The organism is Enterococcus sp. DIV1206, assembly GCF_051712485.1.
GTDB classification, from domain to species: domain Bacteria; phylum Bacillota; class Bacilli; order Lactobacillales; family Enterococcaceae; genus Enterococcus; species Enterococcus faecalis.
Genome location: NZ_JBIOOZ010000001.1, coordinates 1,264,191 through 1,282,459 on the forward strand (window position 1 = coordinate 1,264,191; position 18,269 = coordinate 1,282,459).

Sequence of the window (18,269 nt, forward strand, 5' to 3'; positions counted from 1 at the left end):
ACTCTTTTTTATAGTAAGCATTCTAAAAGCAGAAAGTCAAGAAAAAGCCTAATTATTTATTATTTAGAAATTCTGCTTGACTTTTAATGAAAGCGCTGTTAATCTCAAGTTAAGAAAACGTTTCCGGAAATGTTTTTCCTAAATGTGAATGGAGGAAGAAAAATGGATACAAAGAAAAGACCGATCATTATTGATACGGACCCAGGAATTGATGATGCTGTAGCTTTAGCGATTGCACTGAATCATCCTAACCTAGAAGTTCGCTTAATAACGACGGTTGCAGGGAATGTAGATGTAGAAAAAACAACAAATAATGCCTTGAAACTTGTCGATTTTTTTGGGAAAAAGGTTCCTGTAGCCAAGGGGTGTAATTGTCCGTTACTTATTCAATTGGAAGATTCTGCTGAGATTCATGGGGAGACTGGCATGGATGGCTTTGAGTTTCCGCAACCTATCTCTACGTGTTTAGATATTCATGCAGTGGAAGCTATGCGAAAAGAAATTCTGTCTAGTGATGTTCCTTTGACCATTGTTCCAATTGCTGCATTAACGAATATTGCTTTGTTACTGACCCTCTATCCAGAAGTCAAAGAAAATATTGCAGAAATCGTCATGATGGGTGGCTCATTAGCAAGGGGAAATACAAATACAAGTGCCGAATTTAATACGTATGTCGATCCACACGCTGCACAAATTGTTTTCCAATCAGGTGTCCCGATAACAATGGTAGGATTAGATGTTACAAGTCAAGCTGTGTTAACGAATCATGAAGTAACAGCTATCAGAGCACTTGGTAGAGTTGGGGAAATGTTTTATGGTCTTTTCCGTCATTATAGAGGCGGCAGTTTAACTACAGGTTTGAAAATGCATGATGTCTGTGCGATTGCCTATTTAACTTCACCAGAACTATTTGAGACAACTGAAACGTTCATTGAAGTTGCTTTGGAAGGTCCAGCTGCGGGAGCTACTGTTGCGGATTTAAAAATGAAGTATCATAAAAACACGAATGCCGTTGCCTGTATAGATGTAAATGTTGAAGCTTTTCAAAAATGGGTTGTCGAAAAAATGAAAGCGGTTAATTAACTGAAGGAGGATAAGTATGATTGAAAGTTTATTGGTATTGGTCGTTTTAGTTGTTGTAGCCTATTTGATTGTAAAAAATTATCATCCCGCACTCAGTTTAATTATTGGTGCGCTTGTTCTACTTGCCTGTGCATGGATGTTAGGACATCCCATTTATCCTGCAGGGGAAGGAACCGGTTTTGGATTATTTGATATTTTCTTGAAGTTTAAAGATACAATTATTGCACAAGTGAGTTCAGCAGGAATTGTAATTATGATTCTTTTTGGTTATTCAGGCTATATGAATGCAATCGGGGCCAATCAGATGGCTGTCAACTTTTTGGTGAAACCATTAATGAAGATTAAACGTAAATCGTTATTTGTCCCTGTAGTCTTTTTAATTGGAAATTTAATGTCACTAGTAGTTCCTAGTGCATCAAGCTTAGCGATTATTTTAATGTCTATATTATATCCGATGCTAGCCAGCATGGGGATTTCATCATTAACTGCTGCAGGTGTGATTGCAATGACGGCAACTATCATGCCAACACCTTTAGGCGCGGATAACGTAATCGCCGCAAATAGCCTTGGTTATGATGTGTTAAATTATGTTGTATGGAATGCCAAAATTTCGCTGCCATCGTTATTAATCATTGCGGTGGCACAGTACTTCTGGCAAAAATACTGCGATAAAAAAGAAGGCGAGGCTGCCTATGTCTCATTAAATGAAGAAGGCTTAAGCAAACAAAAAGAATTTGATGTTCCTAAATTTTATGCAATATTGCCAATATTACCGCTATTATTAATTGTTGGAGTGGGAATCGCAGGAATGTTTGTCAAAGGAATAACGATGGATATTTTTGTTCTTACATTTATTTCTTTCTTCATTGCGGTATTGGTTGAGACGCTTCGCTTGAAATCTTTTAAAAAGGTTCAAGATACGGCTGTCGAGATGTTTAAAGGAATGGGGCAAGGGTTTAGTCAAGTCGTGATGCTTGTCGTAGGCGGTTCATTATTCACGTCTGCGATTCAAACGTTAGGAATTATTGATAGTATTATGGCATCTGTCGAAGCGTCAAGTTCAGCAGGAATCGTTACGACCTTAATTTTCAGCGGTGCAACGACCCTTTTTGGAATTTTAAGCGGTGGTGGACTGGCAATGTTTTATGCGGTTATCGAACTAATCCCTGGGATTGCCGAAAAAGCTGGGATTGATGGTATTTTAATTTCCTTGCCAATGCAGATGATCGCGAATTTAACTAGAACGATTTCTCCTGTAGCAGCAGTTGTCATGATTGTCGCATCAACAGTAGGAGTTAGTCCCATCAGAATTTTAAAACGGACGAGTGTACCGACCATCATTGGCATTATTAGTGTGATTGTCTTGTCGATTCTATTGTTACCTTATTAAGAGAATAAACAATGAAAATTAGAGTGGCTGATGAGAAAGAGTTACCGATGATTCTTCAATTTTTAACAGAAGTAAAGGCATACATGGATGTTGTGGGCATTACACAGTGGACAAAGGACTACCCTTCTCAAGAAGACATCCAAGAAGACATTACAAAAAAACGGTTGTATTTGCTAGTGCACGAAGAAATGATTTTTTCAATGGCAACGTTCTGTATGGAGCAGGAACAAGACTTTGTTTGGTTAAAGCGTTTTGCAACTTCGCCTAATTATATTGCTAAGGGTTATGGCAGTTTGTTGTTCCATGAATTGGAGAAACGAGCAGTCTGGGAAGGAAGACGTAAAATGTATGCTCAGACTAATCATACAAACCATAGAATGATTCGATTTTTCGAAAGTAAAGGGTTCACAAAAGTTCATGAATCTTTACAAATGAATCGCTTAGACTTTGGCTCTTTTTATTTATACGTTAAAGAATTGGAGAACCAATCCATCGTTTAAAATAAGAAAACAGGGAGCGTGGGACAAAAATCACTTTGGATTTTTGCTCCACGCTCAAAAACTGATAAACGGCGGGAACAAAAGCAACTCCTTCGGAAATAAGCCGAAATTCTCCAAAAATTAAAGAACAATTTTCGGAAATTCCTTCTTATTTCTCGGAGTTAAACGCTTCTGTCCCGACCTCCTGTTATTTTCCAAGGAAATAGTCAACTTAATTATACAAATAAAACACAAACACATTCGGGAACGGCAACATCTTTTTGAATCATTTCTAATAAGCCTGTTTCTTGGTTCCGACGATAAAGTGTTAAGTTATCAGAGTCTTGATTAGCGACAACAACGAAATCTTCAGAAGGATCTAAATCGAAATCTCTCGGAATATCGCCTTCTGTTGAAATTAATTGAATTCGTTCAATCGCTTCGCCATTTTCTGAAACAGCATAGACAGCAATTGAGTTATGGCCACGGTTTGAAGCATAAAGGAAACGGGCATCAGAAGAAATACGAATCGCAGCACCACCATTAAACGCATCATAATCAGCAGGTAAAGTAGAAACTTTTTGTAATTCAGTGAAAGAACCATCTGTTTCATCATATGAAAGAACTGAAACAGTGCTATCTAATTCACCAAATAGATAAGCCAATGATTTTGTTGGGTGGAACACTAAATGACGTGGACCAGTCCCTGGCTCAGTCACGAATTGAGCGATTTCAGAAAGCTTTCCATCTAAGCTAACATTATACGTATACACACGATCGGTTCCTAGATCACAGACGACTAAGCGTTGATCAGGTGTTAAATCTGTGTAATGAACATGGGCATTGTTTTGGTTTTCATGAGGACCAGTTGGCTCTGTATGAATCACTTTGTCAGCATCTTCCAAAGAACCATCTTCTAAGATACGATACACGTGAACGATACCTTGGTGATAATTTGCTGCATAGACAAGTTGTCGGTTTTCGTCAACAGCTACATAACATGGCGGCGCACCTTCCTCAGTTACTTTATTCAATAAGTTAAAATGGTCCATTTCTGGTTGATAAGCGGCAGTGCCACCTTCACCGTCAACACTAGTGACGCTAAAAAGTTCGCCCTTTTGACTCAGAGCAAGATAGGTAGGACTCGTTTCTTCTAACAAAAGTGTCGCTTCTGTTAAACGACCTTGTGTCGTATCTAATGCAATTTTATAAATGCCTTGGCTGGCTCTTCGAGTATAGGTACCTAGTAAAATTTGTTCTAACATCACAATTCCTCCAATTTGTTTCAACACAATCACTTTTTATGAAAGTGCTTTTATATAATGTAGTATACCATAAGAAGTCTAAGAACAATAAAACTTTCTATCTGAGATGTTCGCATTTTAAAGTGGTTTGTGCTATTATGATGAGAGACTGTGATGACAGTCATTTTTTGATTTTTAGAGGGGTGACGAACATGTACGACAATACGGATAATAACGGGACCGTTCGTTGTTCATTTTGTGGGAAAACACAAGAAGAAGTAAAAAAAATTGTTGCTGGTCCGGGTGTCTATATTTGTAATGAATGTATTGATCTATGTAAAGAGATTATTGATGAAGAATTTTATGATGAAGCAGTCCGAGAATTAACGGATGTGCCAAAACCCCAAGAAATTTTAAATGTTTTAAATGAATATGTTATTGGACAAGAACGTGCAAAACGCACACTTTCTGTTGCTGTTTACAATCACTATAAACGTGTAAATCAATCAGAAACAGCTGCAACTCAAGATGACGTTGAATTGCAAAAAAGTAACATTTGTTTAATTGGACCAACAGGTTCAGGTAAAACTTTCTTGGCTCAAACGTTAGCAAAAACATTAAATGTACCTTTTGCAATCGCTGATGCGACCAGTTTAACAGAAGCAGGTTATGTAGGGGAAGATGTTGAAAACATCCTTTTAAAATTACTACAATCTGCTGACTATAATGTTGAACGCGCGGAAAAGGGCATTATCTATATTGATGAGATTGATAAAATTGCCCGTAAGAGTGAAAATGTTTCGATTACTCGAGATGTTTCAGGTGAGGGTGTTCAACAAGCCTTACTAAAAATTCTTGAAGGAACAGTTGCAAGTGTACCACCACAAGGGGGCCGCAAACATCCACATCAAGAATTTATCCAAATTGACACAACGAATGTTCTCTTCATCGTTGGTGGAGCATTTGATGGAATTGAAACCATTGTTAAAAACCGCTTAGGCGAAAAAACTATTGGTTTTGGTAAAACTAATTCTGCTTTAAATGAAGAAGAAAGCATCATGCAACATATTATTCCAGAAGATTTATTGAAATTTGGTTTAATTCCAGAATTTATTGGACGCTTACCTGTAATGGCTGCGCTTGATAAATTAACGAATGATGACTTGGTTCGAATTTTAACAGAACCGAAGAATGCCTTGGTGAAACAATATCAAAAATTATTGTCTCTTGATGACACTAAATTAGAATTTGAACCAGAAGCATTAAAAGCCATCGCAGCCAAAGCCATTGAACGTAATACTGGCGCACGCGGACTTCGTTCAATCATTGAAGAAATTATGATGGACGTAATGTTTGATGTTCCTTCAGATGAAAGCATTGAAAAAGTTATCATTACTAAAATGGCCGCTGAAGGTACCGGTAAACCAACAATTATTTATAACAAAAAAGATAAAGAAGCTGTATAAGATTGAAGCTGAAAACAGCTCTTTCGGCGGATCTCCGAAAGAGCTGTTTTTGTTAAGCTTTTGAATGAAAGGCTGAACAGAAGAACGGAGGAAAACAATGAACGTACATAATGCAGAAATCGTGATTAGTGCGGTATCCCCTAAACAATATCCTGAATCTCAATTACCGGAGATTGCTTTAGCTGGACGTTCGAACGTTGGGAAATCATCTTTTATTAATACCTTGATTAATCGTAAAAATTTAGCAAGAACTTCAGGCAAACCTGGTAAAACGCAAACGCTAAACTTTTATTTAATTGAGGATGCCTTACACTTTGTGGATGTTCCTGGCTATGGTTATGCCAAAGTTTCTAAAACAGAACGTGCGAAGTGGGGAAAAATGATTGAAACGTATATCACTCAACGTGAGCAGTTACGTGCAGTCGTTTCTTTAATTGATTTACGTCATCCGCCGACCCAAGATGATATCCAAATGTATGAATTTTTGAAATACTATGATTTGCCAGTTATTATTGTGGCAACTAAGGCAGACAAAATTCCGCGGGGCAAATGGAACAAACACGAGAGTGTCATCAAAAAAGCCTTGAATTTTGATAAACAAGATGACTTTATTATTTTCTCTTCTGAAACAAAAGAAGGAAAAGAAGCAGCTTGGACAGCAATTGAAAAATTTCTATAGAAAAAAACAAGCAAAATTACTCTTTTGCTTGTTTTTTTGCTTCTTCTTTTTTTACTTCTTGTCGTTGTTTTGCCAGTTCTTCAAGAGGTACTTCTTTCTTTAATGGATCAACGGCGAAAGAATCGAAGAGTTTATCTAAGTCATTGGAACGTTCAAATTTTAATCCCATTTACTAAGCCTCCATTCCTTTTTTTATAGTGTAGCACGTTTTTTTTCATTTGGATAGCAACAGAAATGTAAGAATTCGTCATAGGTGCACCTGGTGTAATTTCTCGTAACTAAGACTTGCCAAACATGAAAAAACAAGCTATTCTTTAGTAAGAATTAGTTAGAAAGAAGGCACTTTATGAAAAATCCGTTAATCGGCGGTGTTCGTTTTTATCAACGATTTATTTCTCCAGGATTGCCTGCACGTTGTCGCTATTACCCAACGTGTTCACAATATATGATTGATGCAATTCATACACATGGAAGTGTCAAAGGAACAACGATGGGGGTAGCACGGATTTTACGATGTCATCCTTTTGTTAAAGGCGGCATTGACTATGTTCCGTTGAAATTTCGCTTGACGAAAAATCCTGATGAGACCTATCATGGACCGTATACGTATCGAAGAAATAAGAAAACAGAAGTAGAAAAGGATGGATAAATATGGCAATTTTAGCATTTGATCTTGGCGGTTCTTCCGTGAAATACGGCGTTTGGACAGGCAAAGAATTAACAAATCAAGGGAGCTTTCCAACACCTGGCTCTTGGGAAGAAATGAAAGCGCATTTATATTCGGTTTATGCAGACAAAAGAAATGAGTCGATTAGTGGTGTTGCTTTTAGTTCACCTGGAGTAGTTGACGAAAAAAGTCAACAGATTTTAGGGATTTCCGCCATTCCATATATTCATCATTTTAACATTTATGAAGAATTAGAAGCGTTGTTTGGCTTACCAGTGACTATCGAAAATGATGCGAATTGTGCTGGTTTAGCTGAGATATATGAAGGCGCGGCGAAAGGAAAAAAAGAAGTGCTTTTTGTCGTTATTGGGACAGGAATTGGCGGAGCGATTTTTCGCAATGGTGAATTGTACAAAGGCGCTCATTTATATGGAGGCGAGTTCGGACTGAACTTTTTAAGTAATGGCCAAACATTCAGTGAAATTGGCACAGCTGTCAAGATGGCTCAGCGCTATTGTGAACGAATTGGAGTCGAAAAACAGGCGGTGACAGGAGAAGAAGTTTTTGAACTGGCACAACGAGGGGATGAGATTGCTCGCGAAGAAGTCAATAATTTTTATGATTATTTAACACAAGGATTATTCGGCTTACAGTTTTCTTATGATCCTGAAATGATTGTACTCGGAGGCGGTGTTTCTGCTAAAGAAGGCTTATTAGCAGAGATTAATCGCCGGATGCTAACGCATTTACAGACCTTTGAATTAAAAGATTTTGTTCCAGAAATCGTGACCTGCCATTATCAAAATGATGCTAACTTGATTGGCGCAGCCGCCAACTTTCAAGCAAAAACGAATTGGGAACTATAAAGAAACAGCCGATTGTTATTCTCTTCAATCGGCTGTTTCTTTATTTATTTGCCTTGTCGTCAGTGCTTTCTTCTGCGTCAATCCGCGCTTGAACTTGTTGGCGTAAAGCTTCTAGTTCTTTTTCTTTCTTTTCTAATTCAGCTAAATCTTCAGAAATTTCATGGGCTTCTTCTGCTGGCTTAGGTTGTAAAAAGACGTTTAAACCAATCGCTATAAAGGTCCCAATGAATGTATCCAACACACGTTCCATTGCATATTGAAAGGAATCGCTTTGCGGAATACTTAAAGAAATCATTAAAAGTGTCGCAGTTGCAGAAATGATTCCAGCATTGTTATTAATCCCATCAGAAACAACGATGACGATAATGACTAAAAGTGGTAGTAGCAGTAATTCTACTAAGTGTTGATTAGGAAAATAATCTTGTGCTAATACATAAAGCAAAGCTAAAAAGCCACCCAATGTGTTTCCAATAATGCGCGATTTTCCAAAAGACAAACTGGTATTTAAATCTTGTCTTAGCGAAAAAACAGCTGCTAAACAGGCAATCATAGGTGAGCCACGATGGAAAAATTGAAATAAAAGAATACACAGCATGACAGCAATTGCTGTTTTTAACGTTCGCATGCCTAAACGAAATCGACCCACTATCATAAATATTCGCTCCTAAATAACTTTTCTCTTTAATGATAACCGAAATAGAGGTAAAATTACTAGAGAAAAGTGAAGAATTATTATTTTTTAAGGGGAGTATGCATGAAAATTGGTTTACGAACAGTCAAGACAGCCATTAGCGCTGCATTAGCAATGATTATTGCGGAAAAACTGGGATTACTTTATGCCCCTTCGGCAGGGATTATTTCAGTTTTAAGTGTTACTAGCACGAAAAAAACATCTGTCATGACAGGAATTTATCGTTTGTTATCCTTAGCTTTAGCAACTATTTTAGCGTATATTTGTTTTACTTTTTTAGGTTTTACAGCGATTGCTTTTGGTATTTTTTTGTTATTATTTATTCCAGCAGCTGTGTATTTTCAATTATCTGATGGTATTGTTGTGAGTTCCGTTTTGGTAACTCATTATTTAGTCGAAAAAAATCTTTCTTGGGCGATTATTGGAAATGAATTTTTATTAATGAGTATTGGTGTGGGACTAGCGTTATTAGCTAATTCTTATATGCCTGATACAGAAAAACGTTTAAGAGAAGACCAAGAAGTCATTGAAACAATGTTTCGTAAAATTTTAAGGGAAATGGCGCTACATTTAAACAACGCTGCAGGAGAGCGAAATTTGGTCATGCATTGTGCAGATTTAAAAACCTTTATTCGCACAGGCGAGACGTGGGCCAAAAATCATGCCGAGAATCAATTGCTGTCTACCAATACGTACTATTTAGAGTACTTTGCGATGAGAAAAATGCAAAGTAATATTCTAAAAAACATGTTGGAATTATTAGAAGATATTACTGTTGATGCGCAACAAGTTCGCTATATTCAACAATTATTGGAATATACGGCAGAAACATTTGCAGAGAATAATGATGGACAAGAAATTATGAATCGAATTAAGACCGTTTATGAAACCTATCGCACAAAACCATTGCCGCAAACAAGAAGTGAATTTGAAAATCGGGCGCGGCTCTTTCAGTTTTTACAATTATTTCAGTCATTCATTCAAGTCAAAGCGGACTTTGCCAAACTACAACTAGATAAATAAAAAAAAAGAAACCTTTTTAAACGGAGGTTTCTTTTTTGTTCTCTTAAAAATTCAGGCAAGTTCTTTAGTATTCATTGAGAATGTGTTAAACTAATGAGAAAGAAAAATAAAAGGAATGACCGCAATGGATAATGCTCAAGTGAAGAGAAAACATTTCCGTTTTCCAGCGTATGATGATGAACAGGGCGTAAAATTACCAACAGATAATGAACGTAACTTATTTCAAGATGATCTGATTGGTAAAGCAATGTCTGGTAGCAGAAGAACTGCAACATCTGCCGAAGATACTAGACAAAGCACACCATCCGTCCAACAACCAACAACGAATCAATCAACTACAAATAAACAAACACAACAATTAACGGCAGCACAACAAGAGCAATTAGCACGTCATCGTTCTAATTTGCCAGACTACACAAAACATGCTAGTAAAGCAACGAAAAATAAACAAGCAACGAAAAAAAATAATAGCCTTTTTGGGACGCCAAAAGGAAATGGCTGGACACAAACGTATAAAAAAAAAGAAGTCGTAGCGAAACCAAGTAGACCTGCCGCATCACCATTAGTGCAGAAAACGACACCTTCTTATTTTGTTCCTAAATATATCCCGGCTTCTGTGATTCCTGAGGAACAGGAACCTAGTTTTACTGAAGAAGAGTTGCTAAAAGCAATGAAAAAAGATCGTCGTTCATATGTGATTCTTGATGATGAACCAACGGCTTTTCAAGTGAAAGATACGGAAGAAGATCCAACGGTGCGGAAATTTAATATTCCAACCTCAGAACCTGAGATTCCTTTAACTAGACGACAATATCAACAAATCAAACCAGACTTAGAACGTTTTGGCGAAGATGCGTTAGATTTACGTTCGCGTTCCCGTTTGAATGCCGCAAAGAAAAATGCTAAAAGTCAAACTGCTTATGGGAAAAAATTAGCTAAAGCGAATGCTCAAGTGGAGCCGGAAGCACCTGTGACAGAAGAGAAGAAAAAGGGCATCTTGGATAAACCATTAAGTGGGATGCTAGAAGATTCAAGTTCTGTATTAGAAAACAGTAAATATTTTAGTTAAGAGATGAAACTTGCATGTGGATTTGAAACATGTAAGTTTTTTATTCTGTTTTAATAGTTGATTATTTTTTTGTTTTATACGATAATGAATCTCGTATGATTGAAATTTTTTTAAAAAAGGTATGTTTTATATAGTGACAGAGAAGAGGATTATAATGGGAAATCAAGAGAACAAATTATACCATTTTGTCGGAATTAAAGGTTCTGGCATGAGCTCATTAGCGTTGGTCTTACACCAAAAAGGCTACAACGTTCAAGGATCAGACGTAGAAGAGTATTTCTTTACACAACGGGATCTTGAAAAATCAGGTGTCCCTATTTTACCATTTAATGCAGATAATATTGATAAAGACATGATTGTTATTGCTGGAAATGCTTTTCCAGATACCCATGAGGAAATCGCCCGCGCCATCGAATTAGGCGCAGAAGTAATTCGTTACCACGATTTCATTGCTCGTTTTATCGAACCCTATACAAGCATTGCTGTAACAGGGTCACATGGGAAAACAAGTACGACTGGTTTGCTAGCACATGTATTAAGTGGTATCAATCCAACTAGTTATTTAATAGGTGATGGCACTGGCCACGGCGAACCAGATGCTGATTTCTTTGCATTTGAAGCGTGTGAGTATCGCCGTCATTTCTTGGCCTATTCACCAGATTATGCGATTATGACGAATATCGATTTTGATCATCCAGATTACTACAAGAGCATTGAGGACGTTTTTTCAGCGTTCCAAACAATGGCTCATCAAGTCAAAAAAGGAATTTTTGCTTATGGTGATGATAAGTATCTTCGCCAGTTAGAATCAGAAGTGCCAGTTTATTATTATGGTGTCAGCGAAGAGGATGATATCCAAGCACGAAATATTCAACGAACAACGGAAGGCTCATCTTTTGATGTTTATCACAAGGATGATTTTGTAGGTCATTTTGTCTTACCAGCATTTGGCCATCACAATATCATGAATGCGCTAGGTGTGATTGCTGTGGCTTATTTTGAAAAACTTGATATGCAAAAAGTCGCAGAAGAAATGCTAAGTTTTAAAGGTGTAAAACGTCGTTTTAGCGAGAAAAAAGTCAGTGACATGATTATTGTTGATGATTATGCGCACCATCCAGCCGAAATTAAAGCAACGATTGATGGCGCTCGTCAAAAATATCCTGACAAAGAAATTATTGCTGTCTTCCAGCCACATACATTTACACGAACAATTGCCTTAATGGATGAATTTGCTGAAGCACTGGATTTAGCAGATGAAGTATTCTTATGTAATATTTTTGGCTCTGCGCGTGAAACACAAGGCGAGGTACGCATTGAAGATTTAGGTGAAAAAATTCAAAAAGGTGGACAAGTAATTACCGAAGATAATGTGTCGCCTTTACTAGATTTTGAAAATGCAGTGGTGGTCTTTATGGGCGCTGGCGACGTTCAGAAATTTGAACAAGCCTACGAAACATTACTAAGTAACACAACTAGAAACGTTTTATAAGAGAACATAAACAAAATCGGGACAGGGGTATCTGGCTTCAAAAAATAAGAAGCTGCTCCTGTTCCGTTGTTTGTTTTTAAAATCTAGCATGGCAGATAAGTTGGTTTTGTTTAAACATCCTTTAAGGACTACTTTTTAGCTTGCCTTTTAAGTACATTTTGGTACAATTATCTTATCAATAACGGAGGTGTACTAATTTGAATATCGGAAAACCGAGAAAATTAGGCAAAACCATCGAAGATATCGAAGAGGGAGATTCGTTGTCCTTGACAGAGTCAATTGAAGACAAGGACTTATTACTTTACTTGGGCTTGACCAATGATGCGAATCCTTTATATATCCAACATGATTATGCCCAAAAAACAGAATATGAAAAACCAATCGTACCATCAATTATGCTGATGGGAATTATCACTAGTGCGATTTCAAAACATTTACCAGGACCAGGTTCACATGTTGTGAATTTCTCTGTGAACTTTGTGGAACCCGTTTTTCATTACGAAACATTGACTTTCCAATTAGAAGTAATCAAAGTCGACAAAATGAAAGATGTGATTACCATTTCAGTTGAGGCTGTTAATGAGCAAGAAAATCGCGTGTTAGATGCAGTGGTGATGGTTCAACCACCCCAAGTGACGATTGATGAACTAACAGAGAAAGAAGGGACTTTAACTTATGAATAATCAAGAGTATATCCAAACTGGCACAGGTTTGAATAAATTTTATGCCAAAATTTACGGATTTTTAGCGTTAGGAATTGGTATTAGCGCAATCATGGCTTATGCAATGACAACTGTCTTTTTACCCGTTCTAGCTACTTTATTCCAATCAAGCTTAGCTTTTTGGATGATTTGGCTTGTTGAAATTGGCTTAGTTTTATATCTAGGCGCAAAAGCACAGAAGAATCCAACCATTGCGATTGCAGGATTTGTTGCGTATGCATTATTAAATGGTGTCACTTTATCCGTGACGTTATTAATGTATACTGGTGGAACAGTGGCCGGCGCATTTTTAAGTGCAGCAGCTACCTTTGGCGCGATGTCATTAGTAGGTGTCTTTACGAAGAAAGACCTATCAGCAGTTGGTCATGCCGCTTATAGTGCCTTAATCGGAATCATCATTGCGATGTTGCTAAATATGTTCCTTTTACACAGTAATGCTGTAGAATTCTTTATTTCCATTTTAATGGTCCTAATTTTCTCAGGGATTACTGCTTATGATAACCAACGTATACGCCAAGTCTATGCGCAAACAGGTGATCAAGCAGGTACTGGGATGGCCGTTTTCTTCGCATTACAATTATATCTTGACTTCATCAACTTATTCTTAGCTTTCTTAAGAATTTTTGGTAAAAACAACTAACATGAACGTAAAAGAGCCAATCTGCTCAGCAGATTGGCTCTTTTTTTAACCCATTCCAATAGCGAAATTCAACAGTTTATCGGAGTATGTTGGATTTTCTAAATCGGTTTTCATTGTTTCGTTCAGTAGACTTAGCTGATCGGTAATGATGCCATCGACGCCATAAAAAATCATTCGTGTCATAACATCTTCATCATTTGCTGTCCAAGCATAAACCTTTTTCCCATCATGATGAGCGGCATTTACAAAGTTACGATTCATTGTACTGTATTCCATAGTAAAAAAGTCAACTGGCATTTTAGGCGGTCCCACAATGTTGAAAGGAATAACGTAGCCTACATAAAAGCGTGGTTCTTCTTTCTTTAAGGCCATCGCCGTATCATAGGTTAAGGTATGAAGGATATGACCGTTTTCTAAAATATTTTCGCGGTATTGTTTGACAAAACGCTGTACTAAATCAGGGCTATCTTGAGGCGTGGTTTTGATTTCAATTAATAAACGTTGTTTTAATTGATTGGCTTTGGCTAAATAATCATCGAAAGAAACCATTTTAGCAGTTTGACCATTTTCTGTGACATTCATATTCGTTAATTCTTTAAGTGTTAATTGATTCGGTCGTTTATTAACGCCCGTTAACGCCCGTAAATTAAAATCGTGCATGACAATAAATTGATGGTCTTTGGTTTCTTGAATATCCATTTCAACATAATCAGGTTTTGCCTTATTGGTCTCGATTAAAGAGTCTAAGGTGTTTTGAACGCCATTGTTACCATTGACACCACGATGGGAGATGGTAACCGGTTTTCGGTCAGGTGTATGACTTAGGTAATTCGTATTATAGGTGCCTACACCAATTCCGAAGATGATTGCAATCAAACAAAAAAGAACGACTCTGAAGGTGGTCCATTCTACCCGAACCTCTGATTTCGGGGTGAACCATTCTGGCGTGTCAGGCAAAATCCCTTCATCTTCCATATCATCAACAATAATGTAAAAAATAGCAACACTAGACAACACCAAGTTTAAGAGCATCATAACCTGAAGGAGTGTCATAGCGATGACAGCGCTAGGTAAAGACCACTCAGGTTTAAACGTTTCGACGGCGGTTTGACCTAAAAATATCAAGAAATAGCCAGCCGTAAAAATCCCTAAAACAGTTCCACCAATGATAATAAATTGTCCTAAAATCTGGAAAAAGCGTCGCTTTGTAATTTGCCAACTACGTTTCAAAGACTCACGAAAACCAACATCACGTAAAATCAACTCTGGAAGGGCAAAAGCAAGTCGAATCGCTAAATATAAGATAATCAGCTCTAACAATACGAAACCAATAATAATAATGACGCGATTTGCAAAAATAAAATCTAAGATAAAGGCTGGAATCTTAACTCTTGTTAATAAATAAGAGCGGAAGGTTAACCCACTTAATGGTAAAATCAAAAAGAAATATGCTAGGAAAAACAGAAAGGTAATTCCTCGAACTTTTTTGATCTGAAGCAAGGTGCCGTGCAATAATTGCGTTAGAGTAATTGGTTGCTTTTTCTTAATAAAATAAACACTAAGCAATAAAAAGGTAAATTCAAAAAAGAGCGCCAGTAAAATTAACAGCCCAATTAGTAGAAAAGTCAAAAGTACATAGGGATGTTGCGTAGCAATTGCCCCTAAGTTATCGTAGGAAATATAATCAATCCCACCTTCTTTGAGTACCAATTTGGACAAACTTGTCAATAAAGGCAATAGAACGAATAACATAAATCCGTGCATCAAGAGCACATCGCGAAAATACGCCGTTGTCCCTTTAAGAAAATCTAGCGTATTCACAATACTATTTTTAAAATAACTAAACATCAAAAGTCCCCCAGTTTCTACCAAAATTCCATAATAAAAGGACTAAATCAAACTGACACAGGCAGAGTTTTGATTTAGTCCGTTCGCTTTTTTATTTATTTTACATTCCCAGTAAGCTAGTTAAAAATGTACCGCCATAAATTAACGCAAGACTATATAAATAGATAGAAGCAGGTTTTGCTAATAAAATAATCAGAGTAAATTTTTTCACAGACATTTTTGTTAAACCGGCCATTAAACAAAGCGCATCATCCGGTGCAATCGGGAAGAAAATTGCTAAAGCAAACAATCGTTCAAAACGTTTTTCATTGTCTAACCAACCGATATACTTGTTATATGTTTTATCACTGACAAGGCTCATAATGAATGGTTTCCCATAATTACGACCTAATAAGAAAATGATAATAGAGCCAAGTGCAATACCAACGTAATTATAGACGAAGCCCATTGTTGGCCCGAAAATCAAGACCCCTGCAGCACAGCTAACACCACCAGGAATAATCGGAATAACCACTTGAATAATCTGAATTAACATGAAAATAATCGGACCGAGAATGACAGATTGCCCTACTAGTCCTCTTAGTGCATTGATGTCCTTGAAGACACCTAATCGGATAAAATAGATGGTTGCAATTATGGTTGCAACAATGCCCAAAATGGAAATAATATTAACAATTTTTCTAGATAGGGTAACACTCACATTTCTCATCTCCTTTAGTTATACTCATCGTACTTTTAGTATATAACTTTTTATCAATAAAAAACATCGTTTGTTCTTTCTGCAAACGAACAAAGTTGTAAGATACACATCATTTGATAAGTTTATTATACAAAAAAAGAGACAGAAAAGACATCCTACTTAAGACCCATTCTGCACTGATTTTTCGAAAGAGAGTAAAAGAAACGAAAGTGGCGCATTTTTTAGTAATATTATAGAGGGGCAAAGAGTGAAATTAAATTTGCATCCACGTCTTTAATGATTGCGTATCGTTGACCCCAAGGTGCATTCCAAGGTTCTTTAAAAACAATGTAACCAGCTTGGCTCATTTTTTTCACGGTTTTATCAACTTCTGCGGCCGTTTCACAAAGAAAAGCAAGTTCGATTTTATCGCCTTGTTGGCTAGGCGCAAACCCATAGACACCAGTAATCATTTGTAGTGAATTTAAAGAAATCCTGACGCCATTGTTTTGTAATTCTGTGTAATCAGGCGAAGCTTCTCCCAGCACGTTAAAACCTAGTGTTTGGTAAAAAGAGAGTGCTTGTGTCATATCGTTGACGATAATACCGACCATATCTAACTTCATCCTCATAACCTCCGATCTATGATAAAATAAGTGTAAGGGATTTTTTGGTAAAAACCAAACGATTTATAGCGAAAGTGCTTAAAAAATTAAAATGTAACAGTTTACAACGAAGAATAAGAAGACTATAATTATGTTAACTAGTTTTAGGTATACCTAAAAGTGAAATGTGTGAACAAGATAGATTGAGGGATGTTGGATGAAAGAAAAGAAAACGGAAAAAATGCTTAATTATGCAAATGGACCTAGTTTAGAAGAGATAAATAATACCGTTGAGGTACCTAAAAACGCAAGCTTTTGGCGAACTTTGTTAGCCTATAGCGGACCTGGCGCTTTAGTGGCTGTTGGTTATATGGATCCAGGAAATTGGATTACGTCAATTGCTGGCGGAGCGGAATATAAGTACACGTTACTTAGTGTGATTTTGCTTTCTAGTTTAGTTGCCATGTTACTACAAAGTATGGCTGCGCGCTTAGGAATCGTGACAGGAATGGATTTAGCCCAAGCGACTAGAGAGCATACAAGTAAACGAACGGGCGTTGCCTTGTGGGTGGTGACGGAGTTAGCCATAATGGCAACAGATATCGCTGAGGTAATTGGTGGTGCCGTTGCTTTGCAATTATTATTTGGTTTTCCATTATTAATTGGTGTGTTGATAACAACGTTTGATGTTTTATTACTTTTGCTACTGACAAAGTTAGGCTTTCGCAAAATCGAAGCAATTGTTTCTTGTTTAATTGCAGTCATCTTTTTTGTTTTTGCTTATGAAGTGGCATTAGCAGATCCAAATGTTGGTGAAGTATTACGAGGTTTTATTCCAGACACAAAAATAGCGACAGATAAATCCATGTTATTTTTAGCCTTGGGGATCGTTGGAGCGACAGTCATGCCTCATAACTTATATTTGCATTCTTCCATTGCGCAAGCACGGAAATTTGATCGTAACGATGATGCTGAGAAAGCCAAAGCAATTCGTTTCACTACTTGGGATTCAAATATTCAATTAACTGTCGCTTTTGTCGTAAATTGTTTGCTGCTAATCCTAGGGGGAGCATTATTTTATGGAACCAACAGTGAATTAGGTAAATTCGTTGATTTATTTGATGCTTTGAAAAATCCAGATATTGTTGGTAATATTGCTAGCCCAGTGTTAAGTATTCTTTTTGCAATTGCTTTACTGGCTTCTGGTCAAAATTCAACGATTACAGGTACGCTGTCAGGACAAATTGTAATGGAAGGCTTTATCCATTTAAAAATGCCGTTGTGGGCAAGACGAGTGTTAACTCGTTTGTTAGCAATTGTGCCAGTCATTATTTGTGTCATTATTTATGGCGGTAGCGAAACGGCTGTTGAAGACTTGTTGCTTTATACGCAAGTTTTCCTAAGTATTGCTTTGCCAGTGTCGATTATTCCTTTAACGATGTATACAAGTGATAAAAAATTAATGGGCCAATTTGCGAATCCAGCGTGGGTGAAATTTTTAGCTTGGATTATTGCTATTGCCTTGACGTTATTGAATTTATTTTTAATTTATGGCACATTAACTGGTTTAACGAATTAATAAAAACAAAGGCTGACTAGAAAAGTTGGCCTTTGTTTTTTCATAGA

General features: G+C 37.0%; 19 protein-coding genes. 13 read left to right on the forward strand and 6 right to left on the reverse strand.

The annotated features are described in order from the left end of the window. Window positions 1-129: 129 nt before the first annotated feature. Genes rihC through IGK86_RS06110 form a run of 3 tightly spaced genes read left to right on the forward strand, consistent with a single transcriptional unit; the run spans window position 130 to window position 2,973 of the window. On the forward strand, window positions 130-1,083 hold the full coding sequence (rihC, locus tag IGK86_RS06100) for a ribonucleoside hydrolase RihC (protein ID WP_016616924.1): 954 nt from the start codon (window positions 130-132) through the stop codon (window positions 1,081-1,083). A 16-nt stretch (window positions 1,084-1,099) separates the two neighbouring features. Continuing rightward, window positions 1,100-2,473, forward strand: coding sequence for a C4-dicarboxylate transporter DcuC (gene dcuC, locus IGK86_RS06105; RefSeq protein WP_438742162.1), 1,374 nt, complete (start codon window positions 1,100-1,102; stop codon window positions 2,471-2,473). A gap of 11 nt (window positions 2,474-2,484) precedes the next feature. Then, window positions 2,485-2,973, forward strand: a complete 489-nt coding sequence (locus IGK86_RS06110; protein WP_010713299.1) for a GNAT family N-acetyltransferase — start codon at window positions 2,485-2,487, stop codon at window positions 2,971-2,973. A gap of 215 nt (window positions 2,974-3,188) precedes the next feature. Here IGK86_RS06110 and IGK86_RS06115 read toward each other — a convergent pair whose 3' ends face one another. Next, complete coding sequence (locus IGK86_RS06115) at window positions 3,189-4,217, reverse strand: lactonase family protein (protein WP_438742165.1); 1,029 nt, start codon at window positions 4,215-4,217, stop codon at window positions 3,189-3,191. 191 nt (window positions 4,218-4,408) lie between these two features. On the opposite strand from IGK86_RS06115, the gene clpX reads away from it, so the two are divergent. Both clpX and yihA read left to right on the forward strand, forming a co-directional pair. After that, window positions 4,409-5,662, forward strand: a complete 1,254-nt coding sequence (gene clpX / locus IGK86_RS06120; RefSeq protein ID WP_002357154.1) for an ATP-dependent Clp protease ATP-binding subunit ClpX — start codon at window positions 4,409-4,411, stop codon at window positions 5,660-5,662. A gap of 97 nt (window positions 5,663-5,759) precedes the next feature. Continuing rightward, window positions 5,760-6,341, forward strand: coding sequence for a ribosome biogenesis GTP-binding protein YihA/YsxC (yihA, locus tag IGK86_RS06125; protein ID WP_002357155.1), 582 nt, complete (start codon window positions 5,760-5,762; stop codon window positions 6,339-6,341). Between the two features lie 16 nt (window positions 6,342-6,357). On the opposite strand, the gene IGK86_RS06130 is transcribed toward yihA, so the two are convergent. After that, window positions 6,358-6,510, reverse strand: a complete 153-nt coding sequence (locus IGK86_RS06130) for an SPJ_0845 family protein (RefSeq protein WP_002357156.1) — start codon at window positions 6,508-6,510, stop codon at window positions 6,358-6,360. Between the two features lie 177 nt (window positions 6,511-6,687). Here IGK86_RS06130 and yidD point away from each other — a divergent pair, with 177 nt between their 5' ends. Further along, window positions 6,688-6,990, forward strand: a complete 303-nt coding sequence (gene yidD / locus IGK86_RS06135) for a membrane protein insertion efficiency factor YidD (protein WP_002357157.1) — start codon at window positions 6,688-6,690, stop codon at window positions 6,988-6,990. Between the two features lie 2 nt (window positions 6,991-6,992). Continuing rightward, window positions 6,993-7,874: an ROK family protein gene (locus tag IGK86_RS06140; protein ID WP_002360061.1), complete on the forward strand. Its 882-nt coding sequence runs from the start codon at window positions 6,993-6,995 to the stop codon at window positions 7,872-7,874. 40 nt (window positions 7,875-7,914) lie between these two features. Here the strand turns inward: IGK86_RS06140 and IGK86_RS06145 are convergent, their stop codons facing one another. Then, window positions 7,915-8,526 carry an FUSC family protein gene (locus IGK86_RS06145; RefSeq protein WP_010713300.1) on the reverse strand — a complete coding sequence of 204 codons (612 nt, stop codon included), beginning with the start codon at window positions 8,524-8,526 and terminating at the stop codon, window positions 7,915-7,917. 102 nt (window positions 8,527-8,628) lie between these two features. Between IGK86_RS06145 and IGK86_RS06150 the strand changes: the two genes are divergently transcribed. The 5 genes from IGK86_RS06150 (at window position 8,629) to IGK86_RS06170 (ending at window position 13,511) form a co-directional block, all read left to right on the forward strand. Beyond that, on the forward strand, window positions 8,629-9,588 hold the full coding sequence (locus IGK86_RS06150) for an aromatic acid exporter family protein (protein WP_002360063.1): 960 nt from the start codon (window positions 8,629-8,631) through the stop codon (window positions 9,586-9,588). A gap of 115 nt (window positions 9,589-9,703) precedes the next feature. Beyond that, the gene (locus IGK86_RS06155; protein ID WP_002360064.1) at window positions 9,704-10,657 is read left to right on the forward strand and encodes a hypothetical protein; all 954 of its coding nucleotides are present in this window, start codon (window positions 9,704-9,706) and stop codon (window positions 10,655-10,657) included. 154 nt (window positions 10,658-10,811) lie between these two features. Further along, entirely contained in the window at window positions 10,812-12,149 is a 1,338-nt protein-coding gene (murC, locus tag IGK86_RS06160; protein WP_002357163.1) for a UDP-N-acetylmuramate--L-alanine ligase, read from the forward strand. A 197-nt stretch (window positions 12,150-12,346) separates the two neighbouring features. Beyond that, the gene (locus IGK86_RS06165; RefSeq protein ID WP_002357164.1) at window positions 12,347-12,832 is read left to right on the forward strand and encodes a MaoC/PaaZ C-terminal domain-containing protein; all 486 of its coding nucleotides are present in this window, start codon (window positions 12,347-12,349) and stop codon (window positions 12,830-12,832) included. Continuing rightward, window positions 12,825-13,511: a Bax inhibitor-1/YccA family protein gene (locus IGK86_RS06170; RefSeq protein WP_002357165.1), complete on the forward strand. Its 687-nt coding sequence runs from the start codon at window positions 12,825-12,827 to the stop codon at window positions 13,509-13,511. Before IGK86_RS06165 ends, IGK86_RS06170 begins: the two co-directional genes overlap by 8 nt. A gap of 45 nt (window positions 13,512-13,556) precedes the next feature. On the opposite strand, the gene IGK86_RS06175 is transcribed toward IGK86_RS06170, so the two are convergent. The 3 genes from IGK86_RS06175 to IGK86_RS06185 form a co-directional block, all read right to left on the reverse strand. Then, on the reverse strand, window positions 13,557-15,359 hold the full coding sequence (locus tag IGK86_RS06175) for a glycerophosphoryl diester phosphodiesterase membrane domain-containing protein (RefSeq protein ID WP_002364138.1): 1,803 nt from the start codon (window positions 15,357-15,359) through the stop codon (window positions 13,557-13,559). Between the two features lie 100 nt (window positions 15,360-15,459). After that, window positions 15,460-16,059: a TVP38/TMEM64 family protein gene (locus IGK86_RS06180; RefSeq protein ID WP_002357169.1), complete on the reverse strand. Its 600-nt coding sequence runs from the start codon at window positions 16,057-16,059 to the stop codon at window positions 15,460-15,462. 230 nt (window positions 16,060-16,289) lie between these two features. Next, window positions 16,290-16,664, reverse strand: coding sequence for a VOC family protein (locus IGK86_RS06185; RefSeq protein ID WP_010822937.1), 375 nt, complete (start codon window positions 16,662-16,664; stop codon window positions 16,290-16,292). Between the two features lie 196 nt (window positions 16,665-16,860). Here IGK86_RS06185 and IGK86_RS06190 point away from each other — a divergent pair, with 196 nt between their 5' ends. Continuing rightward, complete coding sequence (locus IGK86_RS06190) at window positions 16,861-18,222, forward strand: Nramp family divalent metal transporter (RefSeq protein WP_002360069.1); 1,362 nt, start codon at window positions 16,861-16,863, stop codon at window positions 18,220-18,222. Window positions 18,223-18,269: the final 47 nt, after the last annotated feature.